The following is a 19,518-nucleotide window of genomic DNA, read 5'->3' as shown; positions in this document are numbered from 1 at the left end:
ACCTCCCACATTTTATAAACGTTATGTTCTATTGCAACATCAAAAAGTTCCTATAAAAGAATTTGCTTTACCTTCGCGATTGCTTCTAAGTCTTTTTCAATAATGAATCGGGCACTTTCAGCAAATGTTTCGGTTACATCATCAAAGTTTAATTGATTGGCAGACTCAAGTAGTTGAATGTCTTCAGATTCAATCAGTGACGTGCCATACATCGCGCCTAAAATAACCCCGATCATAACTCCAATCGAATCTGTATCTCTTCCAGAATTGATTCCATCGTAAATCGATTTGAAATAGGCTCCGTTGTTGTAGACAATAAAGCCTAATGCTAAAGGAAGTTCTTCAATTGAACCAGTTCTACTTGGAGCGTAATGGTTCGAAGGAATGCCGACTTTTTCTATTTTCCTAGAAACATCATCTCCCATTGGAGAAAACGGCTTAATTGCATCATGAAGGGCAGCCACTACCTCATCCATCGAAGCATTTTTCGTTCTCAGTTTTTTCGCCACATTTGTGACAGCAATAATGGCTTCTTTCGTGCCATCCTTCGCAAGCTCAATCGCTGTATCTACAATGGAATCCACCGTTACATTTGGTTCAAAGGCTTTTGCCACACATGCGGCTAAAACGCCAGCAGCTTCAAGACCATAGCTTGTTTGATGGCCCATCGCAAAGAGGATCGCTTCATCATAGGCAGCTTTTGGATTTCCAGCATTCACAATTCCTACTGGAGCAATGTACATCGCTGCCCCACAGTTAATCATGTTTCCATGTCCGCCTTCTCTTGGCTCACAATTCGCGAGTGTATGACGAAGAAAAATATGCTTTTCAGGGTAAAATAACCGCTCAATGATCATGTCTTCCCGATCAAATTCTGGGATGTATCTTTTACGAAAGGCAATCTCTTTGACAAATTCATTGGCCATGTCATAAGCATCCAAATGTCTTTTTTCAATATTATAGACATTGCAAAGGGCGATGGTCATTAATGTATCATCAGTGACAATCCCGTTTCCTCGCTTTTTGCCTTTATTCACGTCATAGCCTAAGTCTTCCTTATACCATTTCGTTTTCAATGTTTCGACACGGCCGTATTTTTCCTTTATTTCTTGATAGGTTAATTTTTCAATAGGGGCACCAAGCGCATCGCCTAGTGCTGTCCCTATCAATACCCCTTTCACACGCTCTTTGAATTCCATCATGACAAAACTCCCTATTTAATTGTTTCGTTTGCTAACTTCGTTAAATCTTCTCCGCCAGCTTCGTTCCACTTTTGAACAAATTCATCGAATGCATCAAGAGGCAATTTCCCTGTAATGATATCCGCTGAGTATTCTTTATATAAATTTTCCATTGCGTCCCACTGAGCGACGTATTCTTCCGGAATGATAAAAGCATTGTCCTCTGCAAAGAAACTGCTTGCTAATTCCTGTGATTCAATCGCTGGTGCGCTTAACATTGGAGTCTTTTCACTAACTGGTGTATCAAAACTTGTTTCAACTGGCTCCCAATAACGCGCGTACCATTCTGCATAATATTTATCTGTTAATTCCGCTTTTCCATCCACTACATTGTAGTGCTCTCCTTCAAAGCCAAGACGATCAAATTGTTGTCCAGCTGGACTTGCTAAGTAATCTAATATCTCAAAAACAAGCTCTTTATTAGGAGATACGGCAGAGATTGCAAGACCACGAGATTCTTTTGTAATATCTGATGCTCCAAATCCTTGATATTCGCCTTTTGCAGGAGGAAGAATTGCTAATTCTGCTTGATCCCCGTTTACTTCCTTCGCTCTGCTATTATAGAAATCAACAACTTTCCCATTTGTTCCTACAATCACACCAGCTTGACCGTTATAAAATGCATCTTCTTTTGTATCCCATTGCTTTGTTAAATATTGTGAATCTAGTAGACCCTCTTCGTATAGCTCATGATAGAAGGCAAGCTTCGCTTTTTCTTGCTCAGAAATCTTTTTAAATACATAACCATTGTCTGACTCTAACCATGTTTTGTTAATTCCAAAGGCCATATCAAAAATATAGTTTAATTCACTGATGTCTCCTGCAACTGTTGTTGCATAATCAACTTTGCCACTTTCCACTAATTCTTTGAAAAATGCTTTGTAGTTTTCAGGTGTTGGATCAGCTAACAATGCGTCTGCTGTGCTCAATCCCTCTAACAAATCTTTTCTGACAACAGGAACTTTATAGTCAATTGACTTTACCCATAGTAAGTATGGATAGTTTTCTAATCTTGAAGCATTGTGAGGCTGTAAGATATCTTTTAGATACTCTGACTTCTCAATATATGGTGTTAAATCCTCTAGTAAATCTTGGTTTGCAATTTGTTGATCGCCACCTTGGAAATAGATAAGGTCAGGGATTTCACCACTGTTTAATAATAAGCTTAACTTTTCAGCATAATCTCCCTGTGCCACTTCCACTAACTCAAATTCTACATCAAGGTCTTTTTCTTCTTTTAATTTTTCTGCTAATTTCTCATAATATTGGACTGCAACTGGATTCGATGGACCCTCATCCTTATAAGCGACCTTTATAACCGTTTTTCCATCCTTTGTTGTTTCCTTTTCCGCCACATCATCTTTCCCACCACTACATGCTGCTAAAAATCCAATGATGAGTAGCACCATAAACCATAGACCAAATTTCTTCATACCTTTGACCCTCCATTTTTTTTAATATTTGAATCTACTTCACAATGACTCACATTAGGTTAAGAACTAATAATTGTTTGTTACGATTTTTTAGATTTTCAAAGCTCTGATGTACATTGTGAAATATCGATTCACGTTTAAAGCTTTATTAATCCTTCACACCGCCATCCATCGTTCCCTTAGTGAAATATTTGAGAATGAGTGGATAGAGCAGCAATAACGGAATAACCGCAATAATAATCGTGCTTGCTTGCAAGGAAGCAAAATCTAAGATCGCTAGCATTTCTGGCGATAAATCAAGTCCCGCCAGCATTGTTGTATTATCCTGTGTCACAACAAATTGACGTAAAACCACTTGCAACGGCCACTTATTTTGATCCGTTAGATAAATAGTAGCTCTGAAGTATTCATTCCAATGGTAAACTCCGTAAAACAGGGTAAGAGTGGCAAGAGCTGGTTTCGACAAAGGAAGGACAATGCTTGTGAAGATGCGAAAATGTCCTGCCCCATCAATTCTTGCTGCTTCTATTAAACTCTCAGGTATTTCCTGGAAGAATCGCATTAAGATAAAGAGATAATACACATTGATTGCCTTATACAAAATCAAAGATGCATACGTATTAAGCAAATTCAAATCTTTCATTAACAGATATTCGGTAATCATCGATGGTTCAAACACCATGATGGCAATTAAGAAAACGAGAACAACCTTTTTTCCGACGAAATTTGTTCGTGCCAGCACGTATGCTGATAAGGCGGTAAAAAATAAATTAATAAAGGTTCCAACTAGAGTAATAAAAACAGAGTTTCCAATACTTTTTAGAATGAGAGGATTCGATAGGATAATTTCATAATTGATAAAAGAAAAGCCTTTCGGAATCACATCTAATCCGGATAACTCTTTTACTCTCGTAGGGTCTGATAATGACATGGCTACTAAATTTAAGACAGGAATTAAGATCGCCAAGGTAATGATAAATAAAATGGTATAGATAATACTTCGTGACCAGTTAAATCTTCTCAACTTTATCCCCCCTTACCAGACACCTTTTCCAGTAAATCTCTTCGATAAGAAATGCGTACCTAAAATAAGAACAAGCCCGATGACCCCTTTAAATAAGCTCGCTGCCGTAGCGTACGCGTATTGGCCATTCAAAAGACCGATTCGGTAAACATACGTATCCAAGATATCCACCTTGCTAATGACTGAATCATTCATAAGGTTAAATACTTGGTCAAAACCAGCATTCATAAAGAACCCTAGGTTTAGAATAAACACAGTGACTACTGTACTCGCTAGTGCTGGTAACGTGATATAGCGCATTTGCTGTAATGTACTTGCACCATCAAGTTTTGCTGCCTCATATAGAGTCGGGCTTATTTTCATGATGGCTGCAATATAAAGAATGCTATCCCACCCCGCACTGCGCCACATTTCAGAAAACACGAGTACCCAACGAATATGATCCTTGCTTGTCATGAAGTCGAGGGATGGAAGGTGGAAAAAGTTTCTGACAATGTTAATGCCACCATCTGGGTTTAGAAAGCTGATCCATATTCCCGCAATGACGACCCAAGATAGAAAATGGGGCAAATAGGAAACGGATTGAACATATTTACGGTATGGACCAGATCGTACTTCATTGATTAGTAATGCTAGAATAATAGGAATTGGGAAAATAAAGATCATTTTCATCGTACTAATAATGACCGTATTCTTTAAGACATCGATAAAGGCAGGCGAACTAAACAAAATTTGAAAGTGCTTGAGTCCCACCCATGTATTCTCACCGATAATGCGATAGTCTTGAAAAGCCAATTTCATCCCTATAATCGGAACCACGTGAAAAATGACGAAGTAGAGTATTCCAGGAAAAAGCATGACATACAGAATCCAATCCTCACGCATTTTTTTCAGTGCTTTTTTCACAAGAAATCACCCCTCACTCACTAAGTTCTCTATATCCCCTTTAAACGGCATTCCAGACTGTGCACCTTTCTTTGTAACAGCTACACTCGCGGCTAGGGTTCCAAGTCGGATACATTCCTCCAAAGGCTTGCCTTCTGCAATGCCAACAGTAAAGGCCCCCGTAAATGTATCCCCTGCGCCTGTTGTGTCAACCGCCATCGTTGTTCTAGCTGGAATCATCACAATTTCCTTCCCGTTGTAAAAAGAGACGCCTTTTTCTCCACGGGTAATGATAAGTTTATTCGGATAATCCTTCAGCACATCTGTTATGTCCCGCTCATCCTTTGTGACTGTTGAAAATTCATGTTCATTCGGTGTTAAATACGTAATCTGTTCGAGCAGTTCCGCTGATAACGGTTGTGCTGGAGCTGGATCGAGAATGATCGTTTTATGATGCTTGTGTAAATATGGAATTAAATACTCAATTGTCTCTACTGGAATTTCCAGTTGAAATAAAAAGACATCGTATTCTAAAAGCCCATCTAAGTTTTGTTCCACGTAAGCAATATCCGTGTATTTATTGGCTCCATCGACAATAATAATGCGGTTTTCACTGTTATGAAGCTCGATAAAAGCCGCACCTGTAGAAATATCCTCCACAATATTGAGATGTTCAATGTTCACGTTTTCATTTTTAAAATGGTTGAGCAACACGTTTTTTTGCTCATCATTCCCAATTGAACCAAATAGGGTAACATCCCCACCTAAGCGAGCGGCTGCAACTGCCTGGTTCGCTCCTTTACCTCCAAAATCTTGGAAAAAGCTTTCACCTTTTACCGTTTCACCAAATTTTGGCACGATTGAACTCTCCACAAAAAAGTCGATATTTATGCTCCCAATTACAGCTATTTTCTTCATCTGATCTACTCCCCATCAACGTCAATATTCATTAAAGGAGCATGCTGTTGTGCCCCGTACACATCTCTGTCCCCTGCGGTTCCAGAAGAGATTTCTCTTGCCATCGTAATTTTGATCCCTAATGCTGGATCAAAAAATACAAAATGATGGATATCTGAAAGGTTGATATTATATGCTTTTGCCACACTTTCTTTCGTGACCGCATTAGATCGTTTGACCCGTTCATACACTGCCTTCTGATCAAACAAAACATCCATTGTTACTTCAAAGGGGCCCGAATTTTTACTTCTTAACACTTTGGCAAGCTCGTATAATTTAGTCATTCTTCCCTACCTCCAAAAAATCAATGGCAAATGGATTTTCTTCTACCTCCATCAAATGATAAATAGAAAATTCATAGACTGGACCGAAGGATATATCGCTCGGCGCGAATGGAAATGCTAGATTCCCAGCCGTTGATTTTCTCCCTTCATATCCATAATGTAGATAGGTAGACCGAAGATTGGCACAAAGGGAGTTAGCCAATTCTTGACTACCTGCTAACACCTCAAATAACACACCAATTTCATGTCCACGGAAAGGCTCGGGCTCATTATGCCCAAGAACCGCATTTTTTCCATAATGATAGAAATTAATGCTGTAATCTTCCTTTGGAATTTCCGGATAATAGTTTCGAACTTGTTCTAGTACTTCTTTCTCTACCTCTTCAATATTGGCAAGAAGAAGGGGATCCCGAATGCCTGCAATCACAAATGTGCGATAGGCCGTTTTTCTAGCCCCTTCTAGCTTTATCGACTGAGTCATGCTTGGTACATATTTACTGTTCTCTACTTTAATCACACCAGTAGATACTTCTGTAAACGTGCACTCAGATAAATCGAGCATAAATCCTGGACCGTGTAAGAAGTATGGGTGCTCTTTTTCATAAAAGGTGTGAGCTGCCACACTTGTCGTCGTGCACGTCCTTTTTGGATTTAGCGATTGAACCGTAAAGGAATCGGGGTAGATTGTTCCTAAAATGCTATCCTTTGTGGTCCCAGGCTCTGCACACAATGCCCCACATTCCAAGATCTTTCCTAGATGGTAGGAAAGCCCCTCATCCATGCCGTGAAAAATACCAACTGCTGCAAAAGGTGATGGGTCATAAGCCCTTCCGCAGACTATAATATCTGCTCCTTCATGGAGAGCATTTAAAATTGGCTCGTGCCCCATTTGCGCTACAATAGAGGTAGTTTCCCGAATCACTTCCTCCGTCAAAACGGGGATATTCTCTGTTAACGGTTTAATTTTTCCATCCTGTTGCATTTGAAGGATATAGTCCTGGTCAAAATCTGCCCAAATCACGGCTATTTTGGCATGGTATCCTTCTTCTTCGATAATTTCATTTAAGATACTTAACGTACTTTCCACATGTGGCCTCGCACCTGCACCTCCTGCAGAACCAACAATAACGGGAATTTTGTTTGGAATTCCTTTTGCCAACATAATTTGCAAGTCTTTTTTCACTGCTCGTTTGCTCACAATCGAAACGCCCTCACCCAATTTATGTGGCCCAGCATCTGTTGAACCAGCATCAACGACAATTCCGTGAATCTCTTGGTCGAAAGCATGATTAAAAGATTCTTTCGGAAAACCATATCCTAACATTCCACAAGGTGAAACAATTCTTACAGCAGATTTCATATATGTCTCCCCCAATTGCATTCTATTAATCTATTAAGTAACCGGTTTCATATTTCTTCTTAAAAAACAGTTACGTGTGTAACCGGTTACACACTGTCTTAAAATAAGAACCAACTATCAATGTAATCGGTTACATATAGGATAAACCACCTACTTTATAAAGTCAATATTATATTTTTCCGAAAATTCCGTTCTTCACTTCATCAAACCTTTTTCGATAAAAACCTTCCCATTTGCACATACTACCTCTGAAAAATATTCAACATTTTTGGGGAAGTATGGTGGGAAATTGTTAACATTTTCATTCGCATTACTATTTTGCGTTTTACTGATTGGATTTTATCGAATAAATCGACTTCCAGTCACTAAAATCATACCGCTATGGCTTTTTATCGTCCTTATATCCGGACTGACTTTTAATTCTATTTTTACCAACTTGGGGTACATCGATAAGCCAATGACTGCTGATCGTTATGTAACATACCATGTTCTTCACAAGCTGATCTCCCCTATAGGAGCAATCCTTTCAATAAATATTTACCATTCCCTAAAAGTCCCGCTAAAATGGGGATGGCTCATTTTAGGAACAGTCATTTTTATGACGGGTGAAAGAATCGTAGAGCAAATCGGAATCATTAAATATGTGGACTGGAACATCGAATACTCTGCACTTATGTGGTTTTCATTCATTATTCTTAGCCTCATATTTGAGCATTTGTTGGAAAGAGGTGGCGATCATCTTTAAATTACCTTCAAGATTTGATGAAAACGAATGGTTTATTCTCGTTTCCTTATTTTGTTTGATTGTATGTTTTATCAAACTCCATAAAATTTTCCCACTGAATATGAGAATTTCTATATTTCTCTTCTATGCAGTTATTGGACTAACAGCTGATGTCCTCATCGCAGCAGATTACCCTGTTGACTTATATACCATTACAGATACTCCATATTTGGAGCTATTTGATGTAATTGCCTATGTTATCAATTATCCGATTTATGGCCTATTTTTTTCGTACATTATCAGTAAATGGAAAATGAGTCTGCTCAGTTTATCATTCCTTATTGTTTTATGGAGTGGACTAACAGCATCTCTAGAATGGCTTTCTGTTCAATTTAACGTCTTCACTTACCATGGCTGGGATACGGAGCATTCACTCATTGTCTATTTATTTATTTTTTCACTAAGTACACTCGTGACTAAATTATTCTCATATTGTTGGAGAAAGGAAAACCTTGCGTAGTCATTTTCCTATTTCTTCCACAACCTAGACATTCACATCAGATTTTGGTATAGTGAATTAGTTACCTATGATAACTATTTTTTTTAAAAGGTGGATAATTATGAAAACATCGCAAAGATTTTTCCATCAATTATTAATGCTGTATCGGCCGTTTGAAAATCGACTTGTATTGTTACTGAGCAAACATAATATTCAACGAGCACAAATGTCGATTTTATATTACTTGTTCAACTTTGACACCGCCACACTTGTGGAATTATCCAGTTATCAAGGAGTGGAAAAGCCAACGATCACAAGGACTGTACATCAATTAAAAGAGCTTGGCTATATCGAACAAGTCCCTAGTCAAGACAAACGGGAGAAAAGAATCCAGCTTTCAGATCTTGGGCGGAAGGTATACAAAGAGGTACGCGTTACACTCGATCAATTTGAAGAAAACATTTTAGAAGGGATTTCAGAAGCGGAACAGCTCGAAGCGATCCGTGTTATGTCTGAGATCCGCAACAATCTTATTGGTAAATCATTTTAAAACCAGGGGGAAAAACATGAATCAATCAGCTACGAATAAATTATGGACGAAGGATTTCATCGTTGTCTCTTCCGTCAATTTTTTATTAACTTTGGTTTTTTATCTATTGATGGTAACAATCGCGGTTTACGCGGTGGATGAATACCATGCTTCCACGAGCCAAGCAGGACTTGTCACAGGAATTTTCATTATCGGTACCCTAATCGGTCGCCTGTTCATCGGGCGATTTATCGACGTTATTGGTCGCAAGAAAACATTAGTCATCGGACTTATTCTTTTCATATTAACGACCGCTCTCTATTTCGTTCACTTAGGAATCGGCTTTTTACTTTTTACTCGTTTTCTCCATGGCGTAATGTTAGGAATGGCAAGTACAGCTTCTGGTACGATTGTTGCGCAAATTATACCGAACACTAGAAAAGGTGAAGGCATCGGCTACTTTAGCATGAGTGCAACGCTTGCCACAGCTATAGGTCCCTTTATTGGTCTTTATATGAGTCAACATACATCATTTGAAATGATTTTTAGTTTTTGTTTGGCATTAGGTATCATCTGCTTAATCACAGCGTTTTTCGTTTATGTTCCAAAATTGGAACTGAAGTCTCCCACTTCTTCTGTGTCAAAAGGCTTCAAGATTTCCGATTTTATTGAACCGAAAGCATTGCCCATTGCCTTTATTACACTGGCCGTTGCATTCTGCTATTCTAGCGTTCTATCTTTTATTAATTTTTATGCGATGGAAATTGATTTGGTGGAAGCAGCAAGCTTCTTCTTTATCGTCTATGCAGCAGCTGTATTAGTTTCTCGTCCATTCACAGGACGCTTAATGGATGTTAAAGGTGCCAACTATGTTATGTATCCAGCCTTTATTCTTCTTGCCGCCGGATTATTGCTTTTAAGTCAAGCAAATAGTAGTTTTACACTTTTAGTATCTGGTGTCCTCATTGGACTTGGGTTCGGAAATATGCAGTCTTGTACACAGGCTATTGCGGTAAAATTAACTCCTGTACATCGGATGGGACTCGCTACTTCCACATTCTTCATCTTTTTAGATGCTGGACTTGGTTTTGGGCCCTACCTATTAGGATTTGTCATCCCTCTAACCGGATACAATACCTTATATATCATTCTTGGAGCACTTGCTCTTTTAACAACAATCCTGTACTTTTTCTTACACGGCAAAAAAGAAAAAATACCGGTTGTTTATAATTCGACTTCTGCGTAATGAAAAAGAGGTGTTCCATTTGTGGACACCTCTTTTTCATTAATCCTCTTTGTATTTTTTCTTCACTGCATCCGAGGCAATACCCGCACCGACCATTAAGATTAGCGGCGTGAATTTCCAGAAAAACGAACCACTCACAAATGTAATCTCTAATGCTGTAAATTTATTTAGAAGAAGAACCCCAATCTTGATGACCAACACGGCTGCTCCGATTAAAAATAACACATCAAACATGAATTTTAATTTTGGATGTGCCAATTGCTTACTATCTTTAATCACCTTTTCCGTCAACTCCTCATCACTCCTTAATAATTCATCAATCGTAACACCAAAAAGGTCACTTACCTTTATAATCGTTTCGATGCTGGGATAATTTTGACCATTCTCCCACTTCGAAACGGACTGACGACTCACAAAAAGCTTTTCAGCTAATTCTTCCTGAGACCATCCTTTATCCATTCGTTCCTTCTTCAGCTTTTCTCCAAAAACCATTTCATCAAACACCTTTCTCCTGTCTACCCCCATTATTGTGAATGCAACTGCAAAAGTAAAGATAGCTATAGTTGCAACGCTCCGCAACCTGTGGTTACCCATGGATACGTCAGCGTTTTTACACAATATAACCAAAAAAATACTTCAAATTCCTACACAATCATTTTTAACATTTCTTGGGATTAACAACCTACCAAACCCCAAAAAGGGGAACGTATAATCTATTTTGTATTACTTTGTACGTGCGAATTTATGTCCAAAATGGAAGAATTGACACTCATTTTGGACAGAGACTTGTCTAAAAAGGGTGCATTCGCTCTATTGTGAATAGTTAATTTTTGTAATATTTTAAAAATACAACAAGTTTTCCAAAAGCATCTCTAGACCCTTTCCACCAAGTTCACATGGTTCAACTTGGTACTTAAAATTAGTCGAACAGAAAGGAGAATTAGATGCCTATACCTTGAAAGAAGGAAGTCCTAATTGGAGCATTTTCAAGTGATGATCATGCGAAAAACCTGTAAGAATTAGCAATAAGACAAGGATTAAAAAATGCTTGGACAAGCTAATATTAAAGGAGGTTCCTTTTATGAAGGGTGAAGCTTTAATTACAAACAGAGTTGTTCGTTTAATACCGTATAAAGTTAAAAGTATTCAAGAGGCAGTAGACACGGTGCCCGCTGGGGTAGAAATTATCGAAGCGCCGCAGATTTGGGCAGAAGCAAACGAAGGAGACGGGATCGTCGTTGCCATTCTCGATACCGGAATCGACTACAACCATCCAGATTTAAAAGATGCTGTCATTGAGGTGAAGAACTTCACCGACGAGGGTGCAGAAGATGATGTTATGGATGGCAATGGACATGGGACACACGTTGCCGGCACAATTGCTGCAAGACGTGAAGGATATGGCTTAGTTGGAGTAGCCCCAAAAGCGAAGTTACTCATTTTAAAGGTTCTCGATTCACAAGGATCAGGTTCCTATGAATCTATTATTCAAGCCATGAATTACGCTGCCGATTGGCGAGGACCGAATGGAGAAAAAGTTCGTGCTGTTAACATGTCCTTAGGTGGGCCCGAAGATGTTCCAGAACTTCATGAAGCAGTTAAGAGATTAGTAGATTCCGAGATTCCTGTCATCGTTGCTGCAGGGAATGAAGGAGACGACCGCGAGAACACATTCGAGTACTCCTATCCTGGAAGCTACAATGAAGTGATTGAGGTAGCTGCTTCCACTTTGACGAACGAAGTAGCACCATTTTCAAATAGCAACAATGAAATTGACGTACTAGCGCCAGGAGTAGACATCGTTTCCACCTGGGTTGATGGTCAATATGCGAAATTAAGCGGGACATCGATGGCAACTCCACATGTGGTAGGCGCTGTTGCCCTTTTGATAACAATTGGCGAACGTTCCTTCAAACGTACATTAACTGAAGCAGAAATCTATGCCCTGCTCGTGAAACGTACCGTTTCCCTAGGCAATGAGGCTACAGCTGAAGGACATGGGCTAATCAAACTCAACTATTCAGAGAAAGTAAGAAGACTTGTCAGCTATATTGGGGAAGTTTTTGTTTAAGATATATGCTAAAAGGCTATCGATTCAATTTTATCGATAGCCTTTTTCATTCTTGATATCAAATTTAAAATGTTTCATACATGATGCTACCTGTCTGGGAAGTATCATAATCCCCAATAGCATTGATTTCTGATTGAAATGATTTAGATGTGAGTATATTCATTACCTCATTAACAAAATGAGCATTTTCATTAGTTTTTAATAGAACCAGATCATACCGTTCTCTAATTAGTGGAATAAAATCTACTCCCACTAACTTTGCAGCTTTCTCCATTCCTATGCCTATATCTACCGCTCCTGTAGAAACGGCAGAAGCAACACTTAGATGATTACTTTCCTCGTTCTCATACCCCGCAACTTCACGTGTTGAAATATTGCACAATCTCAAATGCTCATCTAGTAAAATTCTTGCTCCCGAGCCTTTCTCTCGGTTCATGATGGTAATATCTTTTCGTTTGAGATCTTCCCATGATTGAACATTTAGCGGATTCCCTGCTTGTACGTAGAAACCCGCTTTTCGACATAGAAGATTTACTAAAACATAAGGAAATCCAGTCAATATTTTTTTTATATAAGGAAGGTTATACTCTCCAGTATCCCCATCATACATATGTACACTCACAATATCGCATTCGCCTTTATACATAGAAATTAATCCATTTAGACTCCCTGCATGCGATCTCAATATTTTTTTAGTAGTCGCCTTCTCTAAATGTCTTCCAAGAATATCCAAAACCATATCTTGTCCACTGATGACAATTTGGGATGATTCCTTAGTCGAAGTAGCTTTTTCTGCAAACACTACTGGAGGGTGAGATATCGTAGATTTTTTTTGAGTGATATAGTCTTCTAAGTCTTTTGCATGCATTCTCATTTGTCTGCCTACCCGAAATACTGGTAACTCACCTTTTTTAACTAAATCATATATGGTTAATTTTGAAACCTTTAACAGTTGTGCCACTTCTTCAATCGTGTACGAAAGTTCGTTATTCATCCTTACATCCCTCCACTTTCAATTTTATCTCATTGCAAAAAATAAAACATTTAAATTTATCTGTGACTATTTTTACATCCTAATACTGTTATATCTAGTTATAATTAATTATAATTAGATATAACTAGATATACACAAGGAGGGAGAAGTGTGAAAAGAATAGTTTCTCTATTCATGACCGTTTTGGTCTTAGCATTCATAATGACCGCTTGTTCTAATAATGGTCAAAGTAATGCCAAAAAAGAAGCAGTGGAATTAACCATTTCGGCTGCAGCTAGCCTGCAAGATGCTTTAACCGAAATTACTACAAACTTTAATAAAAAATATCCTGATATAAAAATCAATTATAACTTTGGAGCTTCAGGAGCACTTCAACAACAAATTTCTCAAGGGGCACCTGTTGATCTTTTCTTTTCTGCAGCAGAGGATAAGTTCTATAAAGTAGTAGATGAAGGCTTAATCAAAACAGATCAGAGTATTGATCTAGTTGGAAACGAAATTGTTCTCATCGTGCCAGAAGATAGCAATCAAGAAATTAACGCATTTGAGGATTTAGTGAATGCAGATAAAATTTCAATTGGTACTCCAGAATCTGTGCCAGCTGGAAAGTACGCACAAGAAACATTAACGAACTCAAATCTATGGAATGACTTTGAAGGAAAAATTGTCTATGCGAAAGATGTTCGCCAAGTACTTACATATGTAGAAACTGGCAATGTGGATGCAGGAATTGTGTACAAAACAGATGCGCTGATCTCTTCAAAGGTAAAAATTGTTTCGACAGCAGACTCTAACACGCATGGCCCGATTATTTACCCAGTTGGGATCATTAAAAATAGCGATCATTTGCAAGAGGCTGAGCTTTTTTATGAATACCTCCAATCTGAAGAAGCAATGAATACTTTTAATAAATTTGGTTTCAGTGGATTAAAATAGAAATATGGCAACGAATTTTTGGTCACCTATTCGGCTCTCTCTTGAGATAGCCTCTTTATCTACTGTCATCGTATTTATATTGGGAATCATACTAGGAAAGGTAATGTCCAAGAAAAGCTTCAGAGGAAAAGCCTTAATTGAGACAGTATTCCTATTACCACTAGTTTTACCTCCGACTGTAGTCGGTTTTATCTTAATTATTGTTTTTGGAAAAAATAGTCCAGTCGGACAATTGGTTGAGTGGATCTTTGATCAACCTATTATGTTTACATGGTGGGCTGCTCTTATTGCTTCTGCTATCGTAGCTTTTCCACTTATGTACCAATCCGCAAAAACTGGATTTGAAGCCATAGATCAGGATATCGAAAATGCTGCAAGAGTAGATGGGGCAAGCGAATGGAGATTATTTACACATGTCTCTATTCCTTTAGCCTTTAGAGCCTTACTATCTGGTGGAATCTTGAGTTTTGCAAGGGCTTTAGGCGAGTTCGGGGCAACGCTAATGTTTGCAGGGAATATTCCTGGAAAAACACAAACGACCCCTACCGCAATCTATATAGCTATTGATTCTGGTAATATGCAGATGGCCTGGCTTTGGGTTGTAAGTATGATTGTGATTTCCTTTATCATGCTACTGTTGGTTAGCTTTTCAAAAAAATAATACTTGCTAAAGGCTGACTAATATCGTCAGCCTCTTTTATTCGAATTTTGATTTAATAGGACCATTATCTCTGTCCCTTTTCCAACCTCGCTTCGAACTTGGATTTCTCCTTTGTGTAAATCGATTATTTTTTTCACTATAGACAGGCCTAGACCGTTCCCTCCAGCATTGCGGTTTCTCGATTTATCTGCTTTGTAAAAACGTTCAAAGACATGCATCAAGGTATCTTCATCCATACCAATTCCTGTATCCTTAATCTTCACAAAGATTTGATTGTCCCCTTCCGATGCCTCCACTACAATCGTTCCACCTTCGGGGGTGAATTTTATACTATTATGAATTAAGTTAATCCATACTTGGTCCATCAGTGCTTCATCTGCCGTGATCAACAAGTTTTTAAGGGAAATATCCATATTGATTTCTTTTTCTAACCATTGTGGCTCATTGGCTAGAATAATACGGCGTAATTGGTGATCCAAACGGTAACTTTTTCGCTCAAGAGATAAATGTTCAGACTCTAAAGATGTGAGTTTTAATAGATTTTCACTTAATTTGGATAGTCTATTGCTCTCTTTCTCAATGATTTCAAGGTAGTGCTTGCGTTCCTCATGACTAAGGTCTTCATTTTTAAGCGCATGGGCAAACCCTCTAATGGACGTCAGCGGAGACTGGATTTCATGGGAAACATTTGAGATGAATTCCTGCCGCAATTCTTCCATTTCCCCTAATTTGGTCGCCATATGGTTAATGTTTTCGATAATCTGTGAATAAGGATGGTTATCCCTCTCGCGAAATTGATTGCGATAATAAGACAGATCAATATTGAAATTTCCTTCTGCCATCATTTTCATGGCATGAATGATTGGATGTAGAAACTGCTCCTGTCGAGATCTAACCCAAGGATTTTTCGTAATAATAAAGACACAGCAGCCGAACAAACAGAAGCCTAAAAATGAACTGACTAACAATCGGACAATCTCATGAGGTGTATACTCTATCACTTCATAGAACCAAGTTGATACCCAATAGGCACAGGACCACGCCAAAAGCAATAAGAGTGAAATAGCTAGAATCCCTAGCAATCGTTTGATAAACTGACCCAACCTCACGTTGTCACCTCCAAACGATAACCAAGTCCGCGAATCGTTGTGATTTTAAAAGGACAATCTTCTTGTGAAAATCGTTGACGTAACCGTTTAATATGAACGTCAACCGTCCGCTCATCTCCTTCATAATCAAAACCCCAAATATCTTCGATTAATTGTTCCCTTGAAAAGGTTTTCTGCTGATGCGTCGCAAGCTTAAATAATAATTCAAACTCTTTTAACGGTAACGTCATACGCTCATTCCCTATCGTAACCGTGTAGGACGCACGATCGATCACAACATTACCGATTTCAATTCGATTGGAGACAGTAATTTGATAACGTTTAAGGAGCACTTTGACCCGCGCCACTAATTCAGCTACGTCGAAAGGTTTGACCAAATAATCATCTGCTCCGAGGTCAAAGCCTCTTACTTTTTGAGATGTTTCTCCTTTTGCTGTTAACATTAATATAGGAAGAGTATCTGAATAATAGCTTCGTACTTCTTGGCAAAAAGTCCAGCCATCCATATTCGGCATCATGATATCAAGAATAATCAAATCTACTTTTTCTTTTTCTAGTAGAAAAAGTGCAGCTTCACCATCAGTGGATTCAATTATGACAAAGCCTTCTTTAGATAAAATGACATGAATTAATTCTCGGATATGTGGATCATCATCTACGATTAATATTTTGGCCATATGGATCATTCCTTTTTTTAAAATAGGAATCGCCATGCTTCCTGCGATTCCTAATAGTCATTATCTTATTTTACATCTTTATGTCCGGCGCATATAAGCACGTACCGTGATAGGTGCAAATATCGCCACAATCACAGCAGCTCCTACTAGAGAAATAATCAGATCCCAACCTACCGTACCTGCGTTCGTCAATTCTCTGACAGCTGTAACAAGATGTGAGATCGGATTGAATTTAACAAACCACTGAAGTACCTTAGGCAACGTATCCGCTGGCACAAATGCATTTGAAAGAAACGTTAGCGGAAACAGGACAATCATCGATATCCCTTGTACACTTGTTGCATTACGTGAGATGACTCCAAAGAAAGCAAAAATCCAGCTAATTGCCCATGCACAAGCAATCACGATAAGCCCGGCCAGAATGACATTCCCAAGTCCACCCTCTGGACGATACCCCATAATATAACCCATGGTAAAAGTGAGAGTCGATGCAATCGTGTATCGGATCGTATCAGCTAATAACGCCCCAGCCAACGGGGCAATCCGTGCAATTGGTAACGATTTAAAACGGTCAAACACTCCCTTATCCATGTCTTCCCTCAGTTGAACGCCGGTCACAATGGATGTTGTGATAACAGTCTGTACAAGAATACCTGGAATAATGACGGGTAAATAATTTTGCACATTTCCAGAAATAGCTCCACCAAAGATATAAGTAAACATTAAGGTAAAAATGATTGGCTGGAGCGTCACGTCAAACAATTGCTCAGGAGTCCGCTTAATCTTAAGTAAACCTCGGTAGGCCATGGTTAATGTATTTCGGATTACCTGGCCGATGCCTGAGTGGTTTTTTAAATGTCTTTCAGTTGCCTGCATGATCGGTTGGTTTTTCATGCGATTCCCTCCTTTTCTTGTTTGTCTTCTTTTACACCTTCGCCAGTGATTGTCAGAAAGACTTCATCTAATGTTGGCTTCTGTACACTAAGTTCGGCAAGCTGAATCCCTTGTTCTCGAAGAGCAATCAGTAAGTCCGTAACTCGATCGGCATGCGCCATCGGTGCCGTTATCTTTCCTCCCTCTGGAGACGCGGCTGACTGAACCTTTAGCACTTGCTCCACAATTCTACGGGCATCTTGCATATCTTGTGTATGTTGGATGCTTAAGTGTAAGGATGATGTGCCAATTGATCCCTTCAATTCATCTACTGTCCCTTCCGCAACCACTCGTCCGTGGTCGATGACTGCGATTCGGTCTGCTAGTTCATCTGCCTCTTGTAAATACTGAGTTGTCAACAACACTGTAGAGCCTGATTTCACTAGACGTCGAATTGTGTCCCACATTTGATTTCGTGTTCGTGGATCAAGCCCTGTGGTTGGCTCATCTAAGAAAATAAGAGGTGGCTGGGCAATCAGGCTGGCAGCCAGGTCCAGTCTTCGGCGCATTCCCCCTGAGAAATTTTTCAACGGACGTTTTGCCGCTTCTGTTAAGCCAAATTCCTCAAGTAATTCTTCTGCCTTACGCTTGGACTCTTGACGGCTCAATCCCAGCAATCGCGAGAAAATAACCAAGTTCTCTGTAGCACTGAGTGCCTCATCGACAGAAGCGTACTGCCCTGTTACCCCGATTAATTGTCGGACAATCTGTGGATCCTTTGCCACATCATATCCAAAAATCTTTGCAGAACCTGCATCTGGTCGGAGTAAAGTAGCTAACATTCTGATTGTAGTTGTCTTTCCTGCACCATTCGGACCTAGTACTCCATAAATAGAACCTGTCGGCACCTGCAAATCAACACCATCAACTGCATGATTATCACCGAACGTTTTCACAAGTCCGCTCGCTTCAACTGCCCAATCCGCTTTTTCTACTATTTTTCTATATTCATTGCTCATTGTGATCCTCCTTGTTCTTCCCGTAATTTCTTAGGAAGTATAAATCACTTTTATGAACTGAATATGAACTACAAAAATTTCTGCAGGCCGAGTCAATATTTTGCATTTTCAGTTGGCTTCGTTTTAAATTACATATAGAGTTTCAAATCATTTTTTGAAAGGAATGACACCATGATTTCATTAAAAGGAAAGACGGCGTTAATTACCGGGGCAGGTAGAGGAATCGGACGGGCAGTAGCGATCGCCTTAGCGAAAGAAGGCGTAAATCTAGGATTAATTGGGTTAACGATGTCCAATCTAGAAAAAGTAACTACTGAACTAGAGCAATATGATATTAATATTTCTGCTGCAACAGCAGATGTATCAGATCTTGAAGCAGTACAGCACGCAGTGGAACATATCAAGTTAGATTTAGGACCAATCGATATTCTTGTAAACAACGCAGGAACTGGTAAATTCGGAGGTTTTCTTGAATTAACTCCTGAAGAGTGGGAAAACATTATTCGCGTTAACGTGATGGGTGTTTACAACGTAACTAGAGCTGTTTTACCAGAGATGATTGAAAGAAAAGCAGGAGATATCGTAAACATTTCTTCCACTGCCGGCCAAAAAGGCGCACCTGTAACTAGTGCATACAGCGCTTCAAAGTTCGCTGTACTAGGTTTAACCGAATCGCTTATGTTAGAGGTAAGAAAGCATAATATTCGTGTGACAGCATTAACACCGAGCACTGTCGTTACTGATTTAGCAATTGAAACAAACCTCATTTCTGGAAATCCAGAAAATGTGATGCACCCAGAGGATCTTGCAGATCTTCTTGTTGCTGGTCTGAAGCTTCACCCAAGAGTTGTGTTAAAGACAGCTGGATTGTGGTCAACGAATCCTTAATTTTAAATGATATTTAAGAGAAGCAGGAATTTTCCTGCTTCTTTTTATTTCAAGGTTTATTAAGTAATTGGTTATGAATGGAAAATACATTTTTACCTCATACTAAGG

Annotated in this window: 21 protein-coding genes; 8 read left to right on the top strand and 13 right to left on the bottom strand. The window is 39.0% G+C overall.

Translation table 11 applies throughout. The features are described from left to right. Nucleotides 1-50: 50 nt before the first annotated feature. From FA727_RS12105 to FA727_RS12075, 7 genes are all read right to left on the bottom strand, one after another. The gene (locus tag FA727_RS12105; RefSeq protein ID WP_136831211.1) at nt 51-1,202 is read right to left on the bottom strand and encodes an ADP-ribosylglycohydrolase family protein; all 1,152 of its coding nucleotides are present in this window, start codon (nt 1,200-1,202) and stop codon (nt 51-53) included. 11 nt (nt 1,203-1,213) lie between these two features. Continuing rightward, complete coding sequence (locus FA727_RS12100) at nt 1,214-2,674, bottom strand: extracellular solute-binding protein (protein ID WP_136831210.1); 1,461 nt, start codon at nt 2,672-2,674, stop codon at nt 1,214-1,216. 148 nt (nt 2,675-2,822) lie between these two features. Next, on the bottom strand, nt 2,823-3,698 hold the full coding sequence (locus tag FA727_RS12095; RefSeq protein ID WP_136831209.1) for a carbohydrate ABC transporter permease: 876 nt from the start codon (nt 3,696-3,698) through the stop codon (nt 2,823-2,825). A 12-nt stretch (nt 3,699-3,710) separates the two neighbouring features. Beyond that, nucleotides 3,711-4,583, bottom strand: coding sequence for an ABC transporter permease (locus FA727_RS12090; RefSeq protein ID WP_136831726.1), 873 nt, complete (start codon nt 4,581-4,583; stop codon nt 3,711-3,713). Between the two features lie 27 nt (nt 4,584-4,610). Further along, a complete protein-coding gene (gene rbsK, locus FA727_RS12085; protein ID WP_136831208.1) occupies nt 4,611-5,501 on the bottom strand; it encodes a ribokinase in 891 nt (296 codons plus the stop codon). Nucleotides 5,502-5,506: 5 nt separating this feature from the next. Further along, nucleotides 5,507-5,824 carry a DUF4387 domain-containing protein gene (locus FA727_RS12080; protein ID WP_136831207.1) on the bottom strand — a complete coding sequence of 106 codons (318 nt, stop codon included), beginning with the start codon at nt 5,822-5,824 and terminating at the stop codon, nt 5,507-5,509. After that, on the bottom strand, nt 5,817-7,184 hold the full coding sequence (locus FA727_RS12075; RefSeq protein ID WP_136831206.1) for an acyclic terpene utilization AtuA family protein: 1,368 nt from the start codon (nt 7,182-7,184) through the stop codon (nt 5,817-5,819). Before FA727_RS12075 ends, FA727_RS12080 begins: the two co-directional genes overlap by 8 nt. A gap of 289 nt (nt 7,185-7,473) precedes the next feature. Between FA727_RS12075 and FA727_RS12070 the strand changes: the two genes are divergently transcribed. From FA727_RS12070 to FA727_RS12055, 4 genes are all read left to right on the top strand, one after another. After that, nucleotides 7,474-7,929: a hypothetical protein gene (locus FA727_RS12070; RefSeq protein WP_136831205.1), complete on the top strand. Its 456-nt coding sequence runs from the start codon at nt 7,474-7,476 to the stop codon at nt 7,927-7,929. A 100-nt stretch (nt 7,930-8,029) separates the two neighbouring features. Further along, nucleotides 8,030-8,428, top strand: a complete 399-nt coding sequence (locus tag FA727_RS12065) for a hypothetical protein (protein WP_158318846.1) — start codon at nt 8,030-8,032, stop codon at nt 8,426-8,428. A gap of 100 nt (nt 8,429-8,528) precedes the next feature. Beyond that, a complete protein-coding gene (locus FA727_RS12060; protein ID WP_136831203.1) occupies nt 8,529-8,957 on the top strand; it encodes a MarR family winged helix-turn-helix transcriptional regulator in 429 nt (142 codons plus the stop codon). A 16-nt stretch (nt 8,958-8,973) separates the two neighbouring features. Further along, the gene (locus FA727_RS12055) at nt 8,974-10,182 is read left to right on the top strand and encodes an MFS transporter (RefSeq protein ID WP_136831202.1); all 1,209 of its coding nucleotides are present in this window, start codon (nt 8,974-8,976) and stop codon (nt 10,180-10,182) included. Nucleotides 10,183-10,221: 39 nt separating this feature from the next. Here FA727_RS12055 and FA727_RS12050 read toward each other — a convergent pair whose 3' ends face one another. Further along, complete coding sequence (locus FA727_RS12050; RefSeq protein WP_136831201.1) at nt 10,222-10,674, bottom strand: helix-turn-helix domain-containing protein; 453 nt, start codon at nt 10,672-10,674, stop codon at nt 10,222-10,224. Nucleotides 10,675-11,263: 589 nt separating this feature from the next. On the opposite strand from FA727_RS12050, the gene FA727_RS12045 reads away from it, so the two are divergent. Next, nucleotides 11,264-12,253 carry a S8 family peptidase gene (locus tag FA727_RS12045; protein ID WP_136831200.1) on the top strand — a complete coding sequence of 330 codons (990 nt, stop codon included), beginning with the start codon at nt 11,264-11,266 and terminating at the stop codon, nt 12,251-12,253. A 64-nt stretch (nt 12,254-12,317) separates the two neighbouring features. Here the strand turns inward: FA727_RS12045 and FA727_RS12040 are convergent, their stop codons facing one another. Beyond that, nucleotides 12,318-13,247: a helix-turn-helix transcriptional regulator gene (locus FA727_RS12040; RefSeq protein WP_136831199.1), complete on the bottom strand. Its 930-nt coding sequence runs from the start codon at nt 13,245-13,247 to the stop codon at nt 12,318-12,320. Between the two features lie 150 nt (nt 13,248-13,397). Between FA727_RS12040 and modA the strand changes: the two genes are divergently transcribed. Next, a complete protein-coding gene (modA, locus tag FA727_RS12035; RefSeq protein WP_136831198.1) occupies nt 13,398-14,183 on the top strand; it encodes a molybdate ABC transporter substrate-binding protein in 786 nt (261 codons plus the stop codon). 4 nt (nt 14,184-14,187) lie between these two features. Then, nucleotides 14,188-14,844 (top strand): molybdate ABC transporter permease subunit, encoded by a 657-nt coding sequence (gene modB / locus FA727_RS12030; RefSeq protein ID WP_136831197.1) that lies wholly within the window; start codon nt 14,188-14,190, stop codon nt 14,842-14,844. A 26-nt stretch (nt 14,845-14,870) separates the two neighbouring features. Here modB and FA727_RS12025 read toward each other — a convergent pair whose 3' ends face one another. The 4 genes from FA727_RS12025 to FA727_RS12010 form a co-directional block, all read right to left on the bottom strand. Next, nucleotides 14,871-15,953: a sensor histidine kinase gene (locus FA727_RS12025; RefSeq protein WP_136831196.1), complete on the bottom strand. Its 1,083-nt coding sequence runs from the start codon at nt 15,951-15,953 to the stop codon at nt 14,871-14,873. Beyond that, complete coding sequence (locus tag FA727_RS12020; protein ID WP_136831195.1) at nt 15,950-16,630, bottom strand: response regulator transcription factor; 681 nt, start codon at nt 16,628-16,630, stop codon at nt 15,950-15,952. The genes FA727_RS12025 and FA727_RS12020 overlap by 4 nt, the downstream gene beginning before the upstream one ends. A gap of 78 nt (nt 16,631-16,708) precedes the next feature. After that, entirely contained in the window at nt 16,709-17,524 is an 816-nt protein-coding gene (locus tag FA727_RS12015; protein WP_136831194.1) for an ABC transporter permease, read from the bottom strand. Next, complete coding sequence (locus FA727_RS12010; RefSeq protein WP_136831193.1) at nt 17,521-18,522, bottom strand: ATP-binding cassette domain-containing protein; 1,002 nt, start codon at nt 18,520-18,522, stop codon at nt 17,521-17,523. The genes FA727_RS12015 and FA727_RS12010 overlap by 4 nt, the downstream gene beginning before the upstream one ends. Nucleotides 18,523-18,693: 171 nt before the next feature. Between FA727_RS12010 and FA727_RS12005 the strand changes: the two genes are divergently transcribed. Then, nucleotides 18,694-19,410, top strand: a complete 717-nt coding sequence (locus FA727_RS12005; protein ID WP_136831192.1) for a 3-ketoacyl-ACP reductase — start codon at nt 18,694-18,696, stop codon at nt 19,408-19,410. Nucleotides 19,411-19,518: the final 108 nt, after the last annotated feature.

It is taken from the genome of Robertmurraya kyonggiensis, assembly GCF_005116465.1.
Taxonomy (GTDB): domain Bacteria; phylum Bacillota; class Bacilli; order Bacillales; family Cytobacillaceae; genus Robertmurraya; species Robertmurraya kyonggiensis.
This window is presented reverse-complemented; position numbering and strand designations above follow the sequence as displayed.

What these genes read in the sequence shown, in the direction of transcription:
- FA727_RS12105 (WP_136831211.1), bottom strand. Translation starts at nt 1,202, where the DNA reads ATGATGGAATTCAAAGAGCGTGTGAAAGGGGTATTGATAGGGACAGCA.
- FA727_RS12100 (WP_136831210.1), bottom strand. Translation starts at nt 2,674, where the DNA reads ATGAAGAAATTTGGTCTATGGTTTATGGTGCTACTCATCATTGGATTT.
- FA727_RS12090 (WP_136831726.1), bottom strand. Translation starts at nt 4,583, where the DNA reads ATGCGTGAGGATTGGATTCTGTATGTCATGCTTTTTCCTGGAATACTC.
- rbsK (WP_136831208.1), bottom strand. Translation starts at nt 5,501, where the DNA reads ATGAAGAAAATAGCTGTAATTGGGAGCATAAATATCGACTTTTTTGTG.
- FA727_RS12080 (WP_136831207.1), bottom strand. Translation starts at nt 5,824, where the DNA reads ATGACTAAATTATACGAGCTTGCCAAAGTGTTAAGAAGTAAAAATTCG.
- FA727_RS12075 (WP_136831206.1), bottom strand. Translation starts at nt 7,184, where the DNA reads ATGAAATCTGCTGTAAGAATTGTTTCACCTTGTGGAATGTTAGGATAT.
- FA727_RS12065 (WP_158318846.1), top strand. Translation starts at nt 8,030, where the DNA reads ATGAGAATTTCTATATTTCTCTTCTATGCAGTTATTGGACTAACAGCT.
- FA727_RS12060 (WP_136831203.1), top strand. Translation starts at nt 8,529, where the DNA reads ATGAAAACATCGCAAAGATTTTTCCATCAATTATTAATGCTGTATCGG.
- FA727_RS12055 (WP_136831202.1), top strand. Translation starts at nt 8,974, where the DNA reads ATGAATCAATCAGCTACGAATAAATTATGGACGAAGGATTTCATCGTT.
- FA727_RS12050 (WP_136831201.1), bottom strand. Translation starts at nt 10,674, where the DNA reads ATGGTTTTTGGAGAAAAGCTGAAGAAGGAACGAATGGATAAAGGATGG.
- FA727_RS12045 (WP_136831200.1), top strand. Translation starts at nt 11,264, where the DNA reads ATGAAGGGTGAAGCTTTAATTACAAACAGAGTTGTTCGTTTAATACCG.
- FA727_RS12040 (WP_136831199.1), bottom strand. Translation starts at nt 13,247, where the DNA reads ATGAATAACGAACTTTCGTACACGATTGAAGAAGTGGCACAACTGTTA.
- modB (WP_136831197.1), top strand. Translation starts at nt 14,188, where the DNA reads ATGGCAACGAATTTTTGGTCACCTATTCGGCTCTCTCTTGAGATAGCC.
- FA727_RS12020 (WP_136831195.1), bottom strand. Translation starts at nt 16,630, where the DNA reads ATGGCCAAAATATTAATCGTAGATGATGATCCACATATCCGAGAATTA.
- FA727_RS12015 (WP_136831194.1), bottom strand. Translation starts at nt 17,524, where the DNA reads ATGAAAAACCAACCGATCATGCAGGCAACTGAAAGACATTTAAAAAAC.
- FA727_RS12010 (WP_136831193.1), bottom strand. Translation starts at nt 18,522, where the DNA reads ATGAGCAATGAATATAGAAAAATAGTAGAAAAAGCGGATTGGGCAGTT.
- FA727_RS12005 (WP_136831192.1), top strand. Translation starts at nt 18,694, where the DNA reads ATGATTTCATTAAAAGGAAAGACGGCGTTAATTACCGGGGCAGGTAGA.